The organism is Hymenobacter radiodurans, from assembly GCF_004355185.1.
Lineage (GTDB): Bacteria > Bacteroidota > Bacteroidia > Cytophagales > Hymenobacteraceae > Hymenobacter > Hymenobacter radiodurans.
The window spans coordinates 4,259,603-4,276,044 of record NZ_CP037922.1 but is presented as its reverse complement, the minus strand read 5'-3'; the positions used below and the strand labels follow the sequence as shown (position 1 = coordinate 4,276,044).

At 51.7% G+C, this 16,442-nt stretch carries 16 protein-coding genes; 8 read left to right on the top strand and 8 right to left on the bottom strand.

Annotation, left to right across the window (positions count from 1 at the left end):
- Positions 1–4: 4 nt before the first annotated feature.
- Both EPD59_RS19370 and mazG read right to left on the bottom strand, forming a co-directional pair.
- Positions 5–880, bottom strand: coding sequence for a MotA/TolQ/ExbB proton channel family protein (locus EPD59_RS19370; protein ID WP_240731509.1), 876 nt, complete (start codon positions 878–880; stop codon positions 5–7).
- Between the two features lie 276 nt (positions 881–1,156).
- Positions 1,157–1,996, bottom strand: a complete 840-nt coding sequence (mazG, locus tag EPD59_RS19365; protein ID WP_133274762.1) for a nucleoside triphosphate pyrophosphohydrolase — start codon at positions 1,994–1,996, stop codon at positions 1,157–1,159.
- A 174-nt stretch (positions 1,997–2,170) separates the two neighbouring features.
- On the opposite strand from mazG, the gene glmM reads away from it, so the two are divergent.
- From glmM to EPD59_RS19345, 4 genes are all read left to right on the top strand, one after another.
- The gene (gene glmM / locus EPD59_RS19360; RefSeq protein ID WP_133274214.1) at positions 2,171–3,565 is read left to right on the top strand and encodes a phosphoglucosamine mutase; all 1,395 of its coding nucleotides are present in this window, start codon (positions 2,171–2,173) and stop codon (positions 3,563–3,565) included.
- A gap of 96 nt (positions 3,566–3,661) precedes the next feature.
- The gene (locus EPD59_RS19355) at positions 3,662–4,813 is read left to right on the top strand and encodes a cysteine desulfurase family protein (RefSeq protein ID WP_133274213.1); all 1,152 of its coding nucleotides are present in this window, start codon (positions 3,662–3,664) and stop codon (positions 4,811–4,813) included.
- A 214-nt stretch (positions 4,814–5,027) separates the two neighbouring features.
- Positions 5,028–5,687 (top strand): hypothetical protein, encoded by a 660-nt coding sequence (locus tag EPD59_RS19350; RefSeq protein ID WP_133274212.1) that lies wholly within the window; start codon positions 5,028–5,030, stop codon positions 5,685–5,687.
- A gap of 72 nt (positions 5,688–5,759) precedes the next feature.
- Positions 5,760–6,290 carry a PRC-barrel domain-containing protein gene (locus EPD59_RS19345; RefSeq protein ID WP_133274211.1) on the top strand — a complete coding sequence of 177 codons (531 nt, stop codon included), beginning with the start codon at positions 5,760–5,762 and terminating at the stop codon, positions 6,288–6,290.
- A 35-nt stretch (positions 6,291–6,325) separates the two neighbouring features.
- Here the strand turns inward: EPD59_RS19345 and EPD59_RS19340 are convergent, their stop codons facing one another.
- The gene (locus tag EPD59_RS19340) at positions 6,326–7,123 is read right to left on the bottom strand and encodes a sulfite exporter TauE/SafE family protein (RefSeq protein ID WP_205703451.1); all 798 of its coding nucleotides are present in this window, start codon (positions 7,121–7,123) and stop codon (positions 6,326–6,328) included.
- 125 nt (positions 7,124–7,248) lie between these two features.
- Positions 7,249–8,289, bottom strand: coding sequence for a ferrochelatase (gene hemH / locus EPD59_RS19335; protein WP_133274209.1), 1,041 nt, complete (start codon positions 8,287–8,289; stop codon positions 7,249–7,251).
- 193 nt (positions 8,290–8,482) lie between these two features.
- Here hemH and era point away from each other — a divergent pair, with 193 nt between their 5' ends.
- The 3 genes from era to EPD59_RS19320 all read left to right on the top strand — a co-directional run bounded on the left by era (position 8,483) and on the right by EPD59_RS19320 (position 11,364).
- A complete protein-coding gene (gene era / locus EPD59_RS19330; protein ID WP_133274208.1) occupies positions 8,483–9,376 on the top strand; it encodes a GTPase Era in 894 nt (297 codons plus the stop codon).
- A 118-nt stretch (positions 9,377–9,494) separates the two neighbouring features.
- Positions 9,495–10,817 (top strand): ribosome biogenesis GTPase Der, encoded by a 1,323-nt coding sequence (gene der / locus EPD59_RS19325; protein ID WP_133274207.1) that lies wholly within the window; start codon positions 9,495–9,497, stop codon positions 10,815–10,817.
- A 298-nt stretch (positions 10,818–11,115) separates the two neighbouring features.
- The gene (locus EPD59_RS19320) at positions 11,116–11,364 is read left to right on the top strand and encodes a YtxH domain-containing protein (protein WP_133274206.1); all 249 of its coding nucleotides are present in this window, start codon (positions 11,116–11,118) and stop codon (positions 11,362–11,364) included.
- A gap of 73 nt (positions 11,365–11,437) precedes the next feature.
- Here the strand turns inward: EPD59_RS19320 and EPD59_RS19315 are convergent, their stop codons facing one another.
- From EPD59_RS19315 to EPD59_RS19300, 4 genes are all read right to left on the bottom strand, one after another.
- The gene (locus EPD59_RS19315; RefSeq protein ID WP_133274205.1) at positions 11,438–12,004 is read right to left on the bottom strand and encodes a hypothetical protein; all 567 of its coding nucleotides are present in this window, start codon (positions 12,002–12,004) and stop codon (positions 11,438–11,440) included.
- Between the two features lie 105 nt (positions 12,005–12,109).
- Complete coding sequence (gene murQ, locus EPD59_RS19310; protein WP_133274204.1) at positions 12,110–12,916, bottom strand: N-acetylmuramic acid 6-phosphate etherase; 807 nt, start codon at positions 12,914–12,916, stop codon at positions 12,110–12,112.
- Positions 12,917–12,958: 42 nt separating this feature from the next.
- The gene (locus EPD59_RS19305; RefSeq protein ID WP_133274203.1) at positions 12,959–13,288 is read right to left on the bottom strand and encodes a cytochrome b5 domain-containing protein; all 330 of its coding nucleotides are present in this window, start codon (positions 13,286–13,288) and stop codon (positions 12,959–12,961) included.
- Positions 13,289–13,342: 54 nt separating this feature from the next.
- Positions 13,343–14,491, bottom strand: a complete 1,149-nt coding sequence (locus EPD59_RS19300) for a formimidoylglutamase (RefSeq protein WP_133274202.1) — start codon at positions 14,489–14,491, stop codon at positions 13,343–13,345.
- Between the two features lie 156 nt (positions 14,492–14,647).
- Between EPD59_RS19300 and EPD59_RS19295 the strand changes: the two genes are divergently transcribed.
- On the top strand, positions 14,648–16,423 hold the full coding sequence (locus tag EPD59_RS19295; protein ID WP_133274201.1) for an AMP-dependent synthetase/ligase: 1,776 nt from the start codon (positions 14,648–14,650) through the stop codon (positions 16,421–16,423).
- Positions 16,424–16,442: the final 19 nt, after the last annotated feature.

Sequence of the window (16,442 nt, the reverse complement as noted above, 5' to 3'; positions counted from 1 at the left end):
CAACTTATGCCGTGTAAGTTTCCTTTTCGCCGTGCTGAGCGGCAAACGTCTGAATAATGCTGAAGCCAGCTTCGTCGATGCTGTACGTCAGCTCGTCAATTTTGCTCGTAAAGTAGTTGTAGGCGATGATGGCCAGCGCCGAGCCAAGGATACCCAGAGCCGTGTTGATCAGTGCTTCCGAAATACCGTTTGCAAGTGCTGTAGCATCGGGGTTACCAGCTTGTGCCAGAGCCGAGAAGGCCTTGATCATACCAGCAACCGTACCCAACAGACCTACCAATGTAGCGATAGAAGCGATGGTTGAGATAATAACCAGGTTCTTTTCCAGCATAGGCAATTCCAAAGCAGTAGATTCTTCAATCTCTTTCTGGATTGACAGGATCTTCTGGTCTTTGTCCATGCCACGCTCACGCGACATCTCCTGGTACTTCAGCAAACCAGCTTTAACAACGTTGGCTACCGAGCCTTTTTGCTGATCGCAAACAGCTAGCGCACCCGTGATGTCATTTACGTTCAACTTTTGACGAATTGAGCGTACGAAGCTTTCGATGCTCTTAGTACCCTTAGCCTTGCTGATAGTCAAGTAACGCTCAATCGAGAAGGTGATAACGAGCAAGAACAGGGTGAGCAGGATAGGCACGATAAAGCCTCCTTTATACACGATGCCGAGGTAGTTACCTTCGATTGGGTTGTTCTCATTATTACCGCCCTGGAAGTTGGCACCATTGCCAAAAACGAACATGTAGATAATAATCGAGACTATAAGTGCCAACGGAATTACGATGGCGGCGAACGCTGATCCGCCTTTCGCGTCGTCCTTAGGAGCAGCGGTAGCGGCGGCAGGCCGCACGTTTTTGTTCATGGCATTCTTCTGTTCCATTGTGCCGGAGGATTAGGGGGTTGGTAGTGAAAGGTTGAAGAGGTAAGGAGAAAATGAATGGGGTATTTGGTGAAAAAAGAATAGCCTAAAGACAGCAGCGGCTCCGCTCACCCTCATATTTGCCCCTCAATAATGGGAATAAAATATGGGTCTGCTCGTGTGCGGAGCCTAGTTTCTCAGAAGGTCTATGCATGGCAAACCTAAATAAAAACCAGCGTGCCGCCAAATGAAATATGGGTTTAAACGGTTTAAAACGGTGTGCGACTTAAAAAAAAGCTATTTTTCACCCTGTTCATACGTAACTGAAGCAGGCAGTTTTTTGGCCCTTTCCCAGTACGTATCCATCTCTGCCAGGGTTAAATCAGTGAGCTGATGCCCGTCGCGGGCGGCTTCTGTTTCAAGGTATTGAAAGCGCTGAATAAACTTACGGTTAGTACGTTCTAGTGCTTCTTCAGGGTTAATTCCGGCAAAGCGAGCAAAATTTACCAGCGAAAATAATAAGTCGCCAAACTCGCTTGCCGCCCGCTCCGAATCAATGGAATCAGCGTTCTGGGGGGCAAATTCAGCTCCGAACTCACCTAATTCTTCTTGTACTTTCTCCCAGACTTGCGCTGGCTCTTCCCAATCAAAACCTGCCCCGCGGGCTTTTTCTTGGATGCGCATGGCCTTCACCAGCGCGGGCAGTGATACGGGTACTCCGCCCAGCACGGAGGTGTTTCCTTTTTCTTTCAGCTTTAGTTGCTCCCAGTTGCGCTTCACTTCCTCCTCATCCGCCACTTGCGTATCGCCATAAATATGCGGATGACGAAAAATTAGTTTATCGCATTGGGCGTTAAGGACGTCAGCAATATCAAAACGGCCACTTTCGGACGCTATTTTTGAATAAAAGGCCAAATGCAGAAATACATCTCCGAGTTCCTTTTGCACATCTGCTAAGTCATCGCGCAGAATAGCATCAGAAAGCTCATAGGTTTCTTCAATAGTGAGGTGTCGTAAGCTTTGCATAGTCTGCTTACGGTCCCAGGGGCACTCAGCGCGTAGCCGATCAAGCACATCCAGTAGACGGCTAAAAGCAGCTATTTGCTCGGAACGACGAGAAGGGGAAGAATTTTCCATTAAATCAAATATACGCTCACTTTCAGCATACAGTAATATTTGTGCAGGCAAAAACACCCGATTATCAACGATAGGAAATGATTTAAGGACTAAAAATTGTCATGACCCTAAAACTACTTTCATAGAGAAAGCAGCGCGTTTGTCTACTTTTGCGTCTTAAAATAACCATTGCTTGTGGCACTAATAAAATCAATTTCGGGTATTCGGGGCACCATTGGGGGCGCAGCGGGAGAGGGCCTTACGCCCATCGACGTAGTAAAATATGCTGCCGCTTTCGGAACGTGGGTACTGAATACCACGCAGAACAACACCATCATTATTGGCCGTGATGCCCGCATTTCGGGCGAAATGGTGAGCAAACTAGTCGCCGCGACCTTGCAGGGATTAGGAATCCATGTAATAGATCTGGGCCTGAGCACTACGCCTACCGTAGAGCTGGCCGTACCCGCCAAGAAAGCCGGTGGCGGTATCATCCTGACTGCTTCCCACAACCCAAAACAGTGGAATGCGCTGAAGCTGCTCAATAATAAAGGTGAGTTTATTTCTGACCAAGATGGGCAGCAAGTATTAGCCTTGGCCGATGCTGAGCAATTTAATTTTGCGCCGGTAAACAAGCTGGGCCAATACAGCACGGATTCAAGCTTCCTTAAAAAGCACGTGAAGGCCGTACTGGCTTTGCCTTTGGTAGATGTAGAGGCCATTCGGGCGAAAAACTTCCGCGTGGTAATTGACTGCGTAAACTCTAGTGGCGGACTAGCCGTGCCACTCTTGTTGGAGGCTCTGGGCGTCTCAACAATCGAGAAGCTGCACTGCGAGCCTACTGGCGACTTTGCCCACAACCCCGAGCCCTTGCCCGAAAACTTGAGGGATATTGCGCGAGTGCTCGAGAAAGGTAGCTACGACCTCGGTATCGTAGTAGACCCTGATGTAGACCGCTTGGCGCTGGTAAGCGAAAATGGCGAAATGTTCGGCGAGGAGTACACCCTAGTAGCTGTAGCTGATTATGTCCTCAAGCAGAACGGTGGAGGTAACACGGTAAGCAACCTGAGCAGCACCCGTGCCCTGCGCGACGTGACGGAACGACTGGGGGGCAATTATGCCGCCGCTGCCGTTGGTGAGGTGAACGTGGTAAATATGATGAAGCAAACCAACGCTATTATTGGTGGCGAGGGTAACGGGGGAATCATTTTCCCCGAACTGCACTACGGCCGCGATGCGCTAGTGGGAATTGCTTTATTTCTGACTCACTTGGCAAAATCTGGGTTGACGATGACGCGCTTACGGGCGTCATACCCGAATTATCATATCTCGAAAAATAAAATCGAGCTAACGCCCGACATCAACACCGACAAGATTTTGGAGCAGGTGCAGCAGCGCTACGCGAAGCAGCCCATCAATACCATCGACGGCGTTAAAATAGAGTTTGATAAAGAGTGGGTGCATCTGCGCAAGTCCAATACGGAGCCCATTATCCGCATTTACGCCGAGTCGGAGTCGAATGCTACCGCCGATCATCTGGCTAACAAGATCATCGGAGACATCAAAGAGATTCTCTCCGCTAAAGCATAGATTTGATAAGATAGCCGGCATACGGAATGGTGTTACTGTGCTGGCTATCTAGTTCAAATCTTTGTACTCATTTCTCTGTGCTATTTATCGGTGCCTATGACTCAGCAAGCCGTTTATTTCGATAATGCCGCTACCACCTCCCTCGACCCCGAGGTGCTAGAAGCTATGATGCCCTTTCTGCAAAACCACTTCGGCAACCCAAGCAGCATTCATGGGCATGGGCGACAGGTAAGGGCTGCTATCGAGAATGCGCGCAAGACCATCGCGCATCTGATAAATGCGGCGCCCGCGGAGATTTCCTTTACGTCGGGTGGTACTGAGGCTGATAATTATGCTGCCTTCGGAAGTGTTCGTACACTGGGGTTGCGGCATGCTATTACTTCGCCCCTAGAGCACCATGCCGTGCTGCATACATTGCAGGCGCTGGAAAAAGGCGGTGATATAGAGTTGAGCTACGTACGGCACGATGAGCGTGGCCGCCTAGACTTGGCGCATTTAGCTGAGCTGTTGGCGGTACATCCGCGCTCTTTCGTTAGTCTGATGCATGCCAACAACGAGATCGGTAATCTCAACGACGTAGAATCTATTGCCGAGCTATGTCAGCAGCATAACGCTATTTTTCATACGGATACGGTGCAGACTATGGGGCATTATCGCCACGATGTGCAGCAACTCAAAACGCACTTTCTGGTCGGTTCAGCGCATAAATTTCACGGCCCGAAAGGAGTTGGATTTCTGTATACCCGCTCCGGTACGCAAGTGACGCCCCTGATCCACGGCGGCTCCCAAGAGCGCAACGTGCGAGCTGGCACTGAGAATGTGTACGGCATTGTAGGACTAGCCAAGGCACTGGAAATTGCTTATCGAGATATGGCGGACCATCAGCGCCATATTCAAAGCTTGAAAGAATTGTTTATAACGTCTCTGCGAGCAGAAATCGAGGATGTGCAGTTTAATGGTACTTCCGCCGAAGCTGACCAGAGCTTGTATACGGTACTAAACGTTAGCTTGCCCCCCTCGGATATAAACGAGATGCTGCTCTTCAATCTCGACATTAATCGGGTGTCGGTATCCGGAGGGTCGGCGTGTACGAGCGGAGCTAATGCGGGTTCACACGTGCTGAGCGCCCTAAACTGCGACCCCAAGCGGGGCGCTATCCGTTTCTCGATGAGTAAGTACAATACGGCGGAAGAAGTCAAATTTGCCGTTGAGCAGTTGGCTAAGATGTATCGGAAAGTGCCTGCTTAAACTTGTCGCTTACCACGGAAGTAAAAAAGCCCCCCAGATTAGTCTGGGGGCTTTTTTACTTCCGTGGTAATATTAAATGAGGTGCGTTAGAGTTATGTATTCCAACGTGTTAATATATACTGGTAGCTTGAATGCTCATAGCTGTCAGCCGCCTTCAGTACCTATTTTGGCTGCCGTCCGTACTGCATTCCACATACTTGCTTTAACCTGACTTATGGCTGAAATAAATATCCAACGTAAAAAAAACTCGTTCAGTCCGTGGCTACTGATTTTGCTAGTGCTGGCAGCGTTGGCCGTAGGAGCTTACTTTTTACTTCGCGCTGATTCGGAGCCTGCCGCTACCGCGCCGCCCGCAACGGGCGCCGTTGCTCCGGCCGATACCAATGCCGAGGCACAAGCACGCGCTACGCCCCCGCCCGCCGATGGCGGCACGCAAGCCGTTACGGACATGGCTGCCGAAGAAACGCCGGCTTCAACTGAGGAATTGGCTCGATTTGCGGCCGATGAAGATGATACTCCCGATTACGGACGGCGTGGGCTCCAACTGCTCACGGCTACGCTCGTCGATCTAGCTGACCGCAACGACTTGCGCGATAATAACATCACCGAGAAGCGCAACGACCTTACCAGTGCCACTAGTCGCTTGAGCGATAACCCCCAAGCTAGCATACGGCCGGGTTTGGTGGCGGCAGCCGCTTTAATGCAGGCAATGCAGCAAAAAGCTTATCCTGCTTTAGCTCGCCCTGTGGCTGAGCTGGTGCAACGAGCTGACGAGTTGCCCAATCAGATTACAGAGGCGGAAGTGCCTGCGGTACGGGAGTTTCTGGTGCGGGCCGCCGATGTAGTTGGCACATTAAGCAAGCCTGCCGCCTGATTTCATCCATGAAATAATATCGGCTTTTCTCGGAAATAGCTGCTCTTCTATCTGCCTTTTATTGCTTTACTCATGGAACCAACTTCTGCCCCTATTCCACCTGCCGAGGGTATGCACCTACGCCGTCTGCGCGACCTGACCGATTTTGAAGTAGCAGATAGTAGCCCCGATGTACGCGGCTGGAGCGTGCGCGGCGCCGACGGACAGAAATTTGGCGAAGTAGCAGAGCTGATAGTGGAAGAAGACGCGCTGAAAGTGCGCTACCTCGATATTGAACTGAGCAGCAACCTGCGCATCAACAAGAACGAGCGTCATATTCTGCTGCCCATTGGCGTAGCTGCCTTGGACGAAGAGGGGGATAACGTGTTTGTCCCGGCCCTGACGATGGAATCGGTATTGGAATATCCGCCTTATTCCGAGATTCAAATCAGCCGCGACTACGAAGAGGCGATGCTGCGGGCCCTGAAGCTGCCGTTACCCGAAACTGGTTCTGAGACTTTCTACAATCAGCCTTCCTACGATGAGCAGCGCTTCTATCAGAACCGTCGGCCTGCCGAGTTAAACGCTTTTCGCCGCCGTGACCAGAACGGAAATATTGTCTAGTTGATCCTGGGGGCTTTTTTATGGAATAAGCACTATTAACTCAAGGCTCTATAGATAGTCCAAAGGCTCCAGACAATAACCATCAGGCCCACGCCCGCAAACATCCAACGGACGGGTAGATTTCCGGCCAGGCGCGCCGCCAAAGGAGCCGCCGCTAAGCCTCCCACGATTAGCCCCAATACTACCTGCCAGTGCGAAAAGCCTAGGGTGGCAAAAAAGGTGAGCGCGCTGGAGAAGGTGACAAAAAACTCGGTGAGGCTGACAGAACCGATAACATATTGGGGGGCGCGGCCTCGCATAAGCAACGTGCTGGTAACCAACGGTCCCCAGCCGCCGCCACCGAATGAGTCTAAAAAGCCCCCCGCGCCGGCCAGCCAACCAATATGCTTTACGGGGCGAGAAGGCCCCGGCTGCTGAAAAGCCTGTCGCAGAATGCGCAACCCTAGGAGCAATAGGTACACTGCTAGGGTAGGCTTTACCCAGGCGGAGAAATGCTCACCAAAATAAGAAAGCAGAAATGCCCCGCTTACGGCCCCCAGCACACCCGGCACCAGCAACGCCCTAAACAAGCGCCGATTGACGTTGCCAAGCCGGTAATGACTGTAGCCGGAAGCGCCACTGGCAAACATCTCCGCCGTATGAATACTCGCGCTCACCGTCGCCGGCGACATATTCAATGACATCAGACTAATAGCCGTGACCACGCCGTAGCCCATGCCTAACAACCCATCGATGAGTTGGGCCGCAAACCCAATAGCTACGAAAAGATAGAATGTCTGGGCACTGCTGACCACTTCCCATATCTGCTCCCAGGAAATAGCCAGTGTCAACATATTCATACTTAATAGTGCACTAAACGCCACGTTGCAGCTTATTGAGAGGCGCTAAAAAACCTCTATGCCCGAACAGTGACTGGCTAGTCGGGCATAGAGGTTATTTGTTTCTGTAAGACAGCTAACTAATTCTGACGAATCATCTCCGTCACGGCATTTACCCAAAGCGGATGCGTATTCAGAGACGGTACTAACTGCCAATGCTCGCCGCCGGCTTCCTCAAATAGCTCCTTAAATTCTTCCCCGACTTCGATGGTCGTTTCGAGGCAGTCGGCAACGAAAGCGGGACTGAAAGCCAATACGTTCTTGAAGCCTTTTGCGGGCAGCGGCTTTAAAATCTCATCCGTATACGGCTGCAGCCACGGGTCACGGAGGCGGCTTTGCAAGCGGCTTTGGAAGGCCACCGTATATTGATCTGGACTTAACCCCAAGCCTTTTGCCACCAAGCGCGACGTGGCAAAACACTGAGCGCGGTAGCAGTAGCGGTTGTTCTTGTTGTACGTATTGCAGCATTTGCCTAGCTGGCAATACCCGTTGAAGCTGCCTTTGAGCACGTGCCGCTCCGGAATGCCGTGGTAGCTGAACACTACGTGGTCGTAGTCGCGCTTCTCCATCTCGGCTTTTCCTAAAGCCACAATGGTGTCGATAAAACCTTGGTCATCGGCAAAGGAGCTGATGAAGCTGATGCTGGGCACTATCCACCACTTGCGCACGATGTCCATCACCTTCTGCTGCACGGAGCCCGTACTAGCCGAAGCGTACTGCGGAAACAGCGGTAGCACAATAATGCGGTCGACGGCGGCCTCACGCAATTCTTCTAGGGCTTTTTCGATACTCGGATTCTGATAGCGCATCCCGAAGGCCACCACATACTGGGAGCCTAGCTGCTCTTGCACCAGTTTCTGCAAATCGAGCCCGTGGAAGAGGAGGGGGGAGCCCCGATCGGTCCAGAGCTGCTGGTATATCTTGGCCGATTTAGGGGCGCGCAACGGCACCACCAATCCTTGAAATAAGGGATAGCGCACAGCGGCCGGCATATCTACTACGCGGCCATCGGTAAGAAATTCGTTGAGGTAACGGCGTACGTCGCTGGTTTGGGGCGAGTCGGGCGTACCAAGATTGACGAGTAGAACGCCGATACGGCGCTGGGGGGCATTTTCAGGCATAAATAGTACAGAACGTCGGACGCAATACAAAGGTAGAGCACCAATGGTTTGCGCTAACTAGGAATGCGTAAAGTAGGAACAGATAGTCGGACTAAATGCTTAGCATCCTGATTCAAACACCTAACTTATTGGGCACCACGGTTCACTCGTCCGAAAGCCGTACCTTTGCAGCCTCATTTTCAGCAGCCTCCTCGTGAATTCCGAACCTAAACCGCACCGCGCCGGCTTTGTAAGCATTATTGGCAAGCCCAACGTGGGCAAGTCGACGCTTATGAATGTGCTCGTGGGCGAGCGGCTAAGCATTATTACCAGCAAAGCCCAGACGACGCGCCACCGCATTATGGGCATTCTGAACGGCGATGATTTCCAGCTCGTCTACTCGGATACGCCCGGCATTATTCAGCCCAAATATGAGCTGCACAATGCCATGATGAGCTTCGTGTATTCTTCCCTGGAAGATGCCGACGTGATTCTGTTTGTGACCGATATCTACGAAAAGCACGACGAAGAGCCTGTAGTAGAGCGCCTGCGCCGGGCCGAAACGCCAGTTATCGTTTTGGTTAATAAGATTGACCAAGCCGAGCAGGCGGAGGTAGAAGCCAAACTGGCCTACTGGCGTGAGCAACTCCCCAATGCTGCCGAAGTGCTAGCTATATCGGCATTGAATGCTTTAGGCACCGAGCGTGTTCTGGAGCTAGTATTGGAGCGCTTGCCTGAGCATCCGCCATATTATCCCAAAGACGAGCTAACCGATAAGCCAGAGCGGTTTTTTGCCGCCGAGATGATTCGGGAAAAGATCTTTAAGCTCTACAAAAAAGAAGTCCCTTACAGCTGCGAAGTCGGCGTGGAGGAGTTTAAAGAAGACGAGAAAATTATTCGTATCCGGGCAACTATTTATGTGGAGCGGGCTAGTCAAAAAGGGATTATCATCGGCCACAAAGGCGAGGCGCTGAAAAAAGTAGGCACTTGGGCACGGGAAGAAATGGAGAAGTTCTTCGGCAAACAGGTGTTCTTAGAAACGCACGTAAAAGTCAACGAGAACTGGCGCACCGACCCAAAAGCGTTGAGCCGTTTTGGCTATCAATAACTAAGTAAAGAGGGCAGGCTTCACATTCCCTGCCTCTACCTCAAGTCCGACCATCTTTCACTTAATATCCCCGGGCACTGCCAGACGTAGGTCGGACTGGCGGCTGGGGCATCGTATCATGAAGAATACCATCGCTATTGTGGGGCGGCCCAACGTGGGCAAATCCACACTTTTCAATCGCTTAGTTGGCCAGCGTAAGGCCATCATGGACAATGAGAGCGGCGTAACCCGCGACCGGCACTACGGCTACGGCGACTGGACCGGCAAGTACTACACTGTTATCGACACGGGTGGTTACGTGCACGGCTCCGACGACGTATTCGAAGAAGAAATCCGCAAGCAGGTAAAGCTCGCCATTGATGAGGCCGATGTGGTCCTGTTTATGGTCGACGTTGACGCTGGCTTGCACGGCTTAGACGAAGAGTTTGCCAACGTTCTGCGCCGTTATCAGGGCAAAAAGCCGATTTACCTAGTCGCTAATAAGGCGGATACAAACGCGCGGGCACACGCGGCCGGTGAGTTTTATGCCTTAGGCGTAGGCGACGGTGATATCTTCACTATTTCCAGCCAAAATGGCTCCGGCACCGGTGATTTGCTCGATGCCGTGGTTAATCATTTCGATGACCCCTGGGAAGAAGAGCCTGATTCCGGTTTGCCGAAAATTGCAGTTCTGGGACGCCCTAACGTGGGCAAATCCAGCTTGTTCAACCTGCTGCTCGGTGAAGAGCGCACTATCGTAACGGATATTGCCGGCACCACCCGCGACGCTATCCAGACGCGTTATAACGCCTTCGGCAATGACTTTATCCTAGTAGATACGGCCGGTTTGCGCCGTAAAAACAAGGTGCACGAAGACATCGAGTTTTACTCCGTACTGCGCTCTATTCGGGCCATGGAAGAGTCGGACGTGTGCATCGTGATGCTCGATGCCACTCGTGGCATTGAGGCGCAGGATGTGAACATCATCGGCTTGGCTGACCGCAACCGTAAGGGTATTGTGATTGTGGTCAACAAGTGGGACTTGATTGAGGATAAGCAGACGAATACAGTAAAAGAGTTTGAGGATCAGATTCGGGAGAAAATTGCTCCTATCAGCTATCCGCCAATCATTTTTACGTCGGTGCTGACTAAGCAACGCGTGCACAAAGCCATTGAAACGGCCGTGCAGGTGTATAACAACAAGACCAAGAAGGTGCCTACTTCCCAGCTGAACGAGGTTATGCTGCGAGAGATTGAAGCGCATCAGCCACCGTCGGTGAAGGGTAAGATGGTGCGCATCAAGTACGTGACCCAATTACCAACGCACAACCCGGTTTTCGCTTTCTTCTGCAACCTGCCGCAGTACGTAAAGGACAGCTACAGCCGTTACCTCGAAAATCGTCTGCGCGAGCATTTCGACTTTACAGGTGTACCAATCGGTATTATTTTCCGCAAGAAGTAAGTACTTATTCAACCGAATAGAGATATTCTGACAATAAGAGATAAGCAATTATCACTTTTATTCAGTTGACTTATCTCAGTAAAAAAGCCCCCCAGAGTAGCTCTGGGGGCTTTTTTACTGAGATACATGATGAAAAATATTGCTATCTGTGAATAATCAATAAAATTCTTGGTCCTGTCGGGTTACCTATTGCTGATTGGGGTATAAAGCTTCGAATCTCCTGTTAATCCGCTCGCGGCAAGACGTGGGATTCACCCTAAAACTGATTTTTCAACCCCCTCTCAAATTTACCCTGATCATGAAAAAAGTATTGTTCCTCGCCCTCGCTGCTGCTTCGTTCACTTTCGCTTCTTGCGACACGAAGACTGAAAACGCTCAAGAGAATGCTGCTGAGAACGTAGAAGAGGCTGGCGAAGTAAAGGCTGACGCTATGGAAGAGGCTGCTGACTCGACCCGCGACGCTGCTGAGAACACGTCTGATGCTATGGAAGATGCTGCTGACGCAACTCCTTCTACTACTACTCCTGCTGCTACCACCACCAACTAATTCAGGTGGTGCGAAAGCACAAAAAAAGCCCCCCGGACTCGTTCTGGGGGCTTTTTTATTGATTATACTTTTCTCAATTGAGTCGGCGTTGCAACATGCTGTCCACCACTTCAAATAAGCGGCGCGGCTCGTAGGTGCGCCACGGCAACTCATCGAGCTGACCCCCGAAGTTTACGTAGTTGTCAATATTATATTGGCGCATTTCGCGCAGTACGTGCTCCTGAAAATTGACGCCGGCAATCCAGCCATCTTCCACGTCCTCAAACCATTCCTCGTAATAGGAGTCGTCGGAGCCATGGAAATTGAACACGTTTTCACCAATCAGGATGAATTTGCGAATGCCCTCATGCACCATCAAGTCGATAATGTTGCGCTTGAGCTGCATGACGTCGTTCTCAATAGCATCATTCCACTCACCTATAAATTCGATTACACCAATACCTTGCTCATAATCTACGAAGAGGATTTTGAGAAATAAGGTATCCGATTCTAAGCTATCCCACTGGGGGTGAATATAGTAGCCGTAGATCGTGTTCGTGAAGGAATCAAGGCTGTTTTCGGCCTCGAACAGGGGCGAGCGGGGGTCTTCGGAGGCCGAGTACTGCTCAATCCAATTATAATGCGGCTCAATGGTATGCACGAGAAGACGGATGTTTTTTGGTAGAAACGTGCCACAGAACGTTCTGTTCCATGCATCGCCAAAAATATCCGTCGGCTATAAGTCAGCGCCCGGCACTTCTAGTTTTTACTGACTGGCATGAGCTGCCATCGCTGCGCGCACAGAGCCATGCTGTTTGAGAAGCGTCGCAGCCTCAGCCTGTTCAATGCCGAGCTCATCCATCAGCATCCGTTCACCGCGGTCTACCAGTTTATAGTTGCTGAGCTGCATATCCACCATTTTGTTGCCTTTCACCCGGCCCAGCCGAATCATGGTAGCCGTAGTGAGCATGTTGAGGACCAGCTTCTGCGCCGTACCCGCTTTAAGTCGCGTGCTGCCGGTCACAAACTCGGGCCCCGTCACGACTTCTACCGGAAATTCAGCGGCGGCGGCTACCAAGGAGCCCGCATTGCAAACAATACATCCCGTGGCAATACCCTGACGCCGCGCCTGCTCCAAGCCTCCAATAACATACGGTGTGCGGCCCGAAGCAGCAATGCCCACCAGCATATCGTTCTGGTTGATGCTATGCTGCTGCAAATCTTTCCAGGCTTGCTCAGCGTCGTCTTCCGCATTCTCTACTGCTTGGCGAATGGCGGTATCGCCGCCGGCAATGATGCCGATAACCATCCCCTGCGGCACACCAAACGTGGGCGGACATTCCGACGCATCCAGAATTCCGAGCCGCCCGCTTGTACCCGCCCCTATGTAGAATAAACGCCCCCCACGCTGCATGCAGGCCACTGTAGCCTCTACTAAGGCCTCAATTTGGGGCAACGACTTGGCTACGGTCAGCGGCACCGTCTGATCGACGCTGTTCATGCCTGCCAGCAAATCGTGCGTGGATAAAGTTTCGAGGTCGTTAAAAAGGGAAGAGCTTTCGGTGGAGTTCATGGCATAGGTCGGAATAGGTGGGTGGGATGACGGCGCTTACGGTTACCGGCCGGTCTGGTTGGCAGAGACGGGGCTGGGGGGTAATTTTAGCCGGCCAATTACCTGGAATTTATCGAAAACATGTGCCGTATGAGGTGCGTCGCGGTGTAACTCAGCAGTAAGGTCTTGGCCGGCCCAGTGCCCATAGTGGTTGCCACGCGTCCAGAGCCGCGACCGACCGACATCATAAATCAGCCCTTGGTAGCTAACCCAAATTTCATCCCGGTCCTGCCCATTGCGCAAAGCCAGCTGCGACACCGTGTATTCAGGTAAAGTGTCGAGTTTTACTGGTTGATCCTCGTTTTTTGCTGCCGACGATAAAGGGTTATCCATTTAAAAATGAAGAAGCTTCTAAAAAAATCGGCCTCAATCAGCCACCAAAGCAGGTTAGCCTAACAGAGCCTGAGTTAGAATCCAACGGTTAGGCAAGTCGCCCTGCGCGGCATAGACGTAGTCTTCGTAGCTACAGGGAACAACCCGCTTAATAGCACTATCTGCCAGGCTTTCCACTTCCAGCCACCATTTTTCGGTGCGCTTAGCTTTGTAAAAAACCAGCTTGGCTGGCGTGCCTGGAAGCCCTACTGCGTAACGCTTAAAGCGGGTACTTTGGAAATCAGTCTCGCCGCGCCGATGATAAAAGCCTTCCACAAAGTACCACAGCATAGTGGCCAAAGTAGCAGCGCCTAACCCGTGCTGGTCGTGGTCGGGGCGGTAGCCATAGAGGCCAAAGCTGCTGAGCTGGTCGTTGTGGCCAGCATACCAAGCTAACTGGGCCGCTTCCTCACTAGTTAGGCCAAAGGGGTTGGCCGGCGAATAAGCCGGCGCATCTTGCCAGCGCAGTGCTGCTACATCAAAACTTACAAAGTCGGCCTGCCGCAATAGCGGCTCGGCTTGGCGGACATCAGTCCGTACGGCTCCTAGGCGCAATGTTTCGAAGTGTAGTTTTTCCAAGGCTGCCAATACTTCCGGCGTAGCCAAATACTGTTGGTGTGCCAGTTGGGCGAAGTTGAACAAAAAGCTGGGCTCGTGCATCAACATGCGCCGCAGGTGTAAATCTTCGGCTGCCGCCGAATCGTGCTCTGCCATGTCTACGCGGGCATCTATCGTAGCAAAGCTGACGGCCCGATCAAGGGTTTCATAGGCCAGAAATTGCCCATAGTCCAGATCGTGGCTGCCTCCGAGCAGAATGGGCACCGTCTTTTGTTCCAAGAGCATCGAGACTATCTCGCAGAGGCGCCGATAGGTGTCTTCCAGAGTTAAGCCGGGCCGAAGATTGCCCAAGTCTACGAGTCGGAGTGGCGCAGTGCCTTTCTGCAATTGGTAAAAGCGGTGGCGCACAATGTTGGCCCCGTGTAAGTCAGGCGAGCCGGCGGCACTACCACGCCACTCGTTCAGGCCAATGATGGCCATATCAGCATCACGCCAATCCGGAAATGTATCCAGAAAGCAGGTGAGGTGCGCCCCAAGTGTGGTAGGGGCAATAAATGGAGGCACAAGCTCCTCAGGGAGCGGATCAAAGAAGATAGCCAGATTCATCGGGCAAAAAGCAAGGCAGGCCGGCGAAATTACGCAAATCGAGTCAGCCATCCACCACATTTGCCCCCCAGCAGCGCAATCGTACGGAGGTAGTTGGCTTTCCGCGAAAAAATCCATTTATTTAACCAGTATTTCCCACCCTTTTGCTCTTAATAAATGGAAGTTCGGCGCGCGTTTGATGTTCTGCCTAACCAGCTTGCAAAGTATCCGAAGTCGGATTGTCTGACCGCCAAAGTCAATGGCGAATGGCAAAAGATGAGCACTCAGCAGGTAAGTGAGGCTGCCAATCAGGTAAGCTTAGGGTTGCGGCAGTTGGGAATTGGAAAGGACGATAAGGTGGCCATCATCTCCATGAATCGTCCGGAGTGGATGTTGGCCGACTTTGGTATTTCCCAACTTGGTGCCGTGAGCGTGCCTATGTACCCCAGCATTACGGTTGAAGACTATAAATACATCTTCACCGATGCCGGTGTAAAGGCCGTGTTTGTTTCAGATAAAAACCTGTACGCCAAGGTAAAAGAGGCTACTGCCGCTTTGCCCGAAGTACAGCACATTTTCACGTTTGATAAAATTGAAGGCGCTCGGCACTTCGACGAACTGCTGGCCATGGGTAAGAAAGGCAACGCCGCCGATTTAGACCCGATAAAAGCTGGCGTGCAGCCCGACGACCTGCTCACCATCATCTATACCTCCGGCACTACCGGTAACCCGAAAGGGGTGATGCTCAGCCATGACAACTTGCTCAGCAACTGTCGCCATTCGCAGCCTTCGGTACCCGTCAATAAAGACGATATAGCCCTTAGCTTCCTGCCGCTCTGCCACATTTTTGAGCGCATGGTGACGTATCTGTACATGATTAACGGCGTGAGCATTTACTACGCCGAGAGCATGGAAGTAATTGCCGACAACCTGCGTGAGGTCAAGCCGCAGATCTTCACCACCGTGCCGCGCCTGCTGGAGAAGGTGTATGATAAGATTGTCGCCAAGGGCCACGATTTGGAAGGTGTGAAGAAAAACCTCTTCTTCTGGGCCCTGGATCTGGGGTTAAAGTTTGATACCCAGAAAAACCAGGGCTTCTTTTACAACACCCAACTAGCACTGGCCAATAAGTTGATCTTCAACAAGTGGCGGGAAGCGTTGGGTGGCAATTTGAAGTGTATTGTGTCGGGTGGCGGCGCGCTACAACCGCGGCTGGCCCGCGTGTTCTGGGCGGCGGGCATTCCGGTGATGGAAGGCTATGGCCTCACCGAAACTTCCCCCGTAATTGCCGTTAGCGGCTTCGAGCCGGAGAATAACTACATCGGCGCCGTGGGCCCCGTGATTGAAAATACGGAGGTCAAAATCGCCCCGGACGGTGAGATTCTGACCAAATCTGCTTCCGTCATGAAAGGCTACTACAATAAGCCTGAACTAACCAAAGAAGTAATCGACGAGGATGGCTGGTTCCATACCGGCGATATTGGGGAGTTCGTGAACGGCCGTTTCCTCAAAATCACGGATCGTAAAAAGGAGATGTTTAAGACCTCGGGGGGCAAATACATTGCTCCACAGGTTATTGAGAACAAGCTCAAGGAGTCGCCGCTGATTGAGCAGGCGATGGTGGTAGGCGCTGATCAGAAATTTCCGTCGGCGCTGGTGGTACCATCCTTTGATGAACTCAAGAACTGGTGCAAGCGCCACCAGGTGCCCTTTACCTCCAATGAAGAGATTGTGAAGGATCCCAAGATTGTGGAGATGTATGAAGCACTGGTAAAAGACTACAACAAAGGCTTCGCGCAGTGGGAGCAGGTTAAAAAAATCTGCATCATGGATCATCTCTGGACCGTGGAAACTGGCGAGATGACTCCTACGATGAAAGTCAAGCGGAAGGCAATCACCGAAAACAACCGCGACTTAATCGAGAGCTTGTATCACCAAAACGCTCTCCGCTAGCAAAACGGCCCCGCCCCAC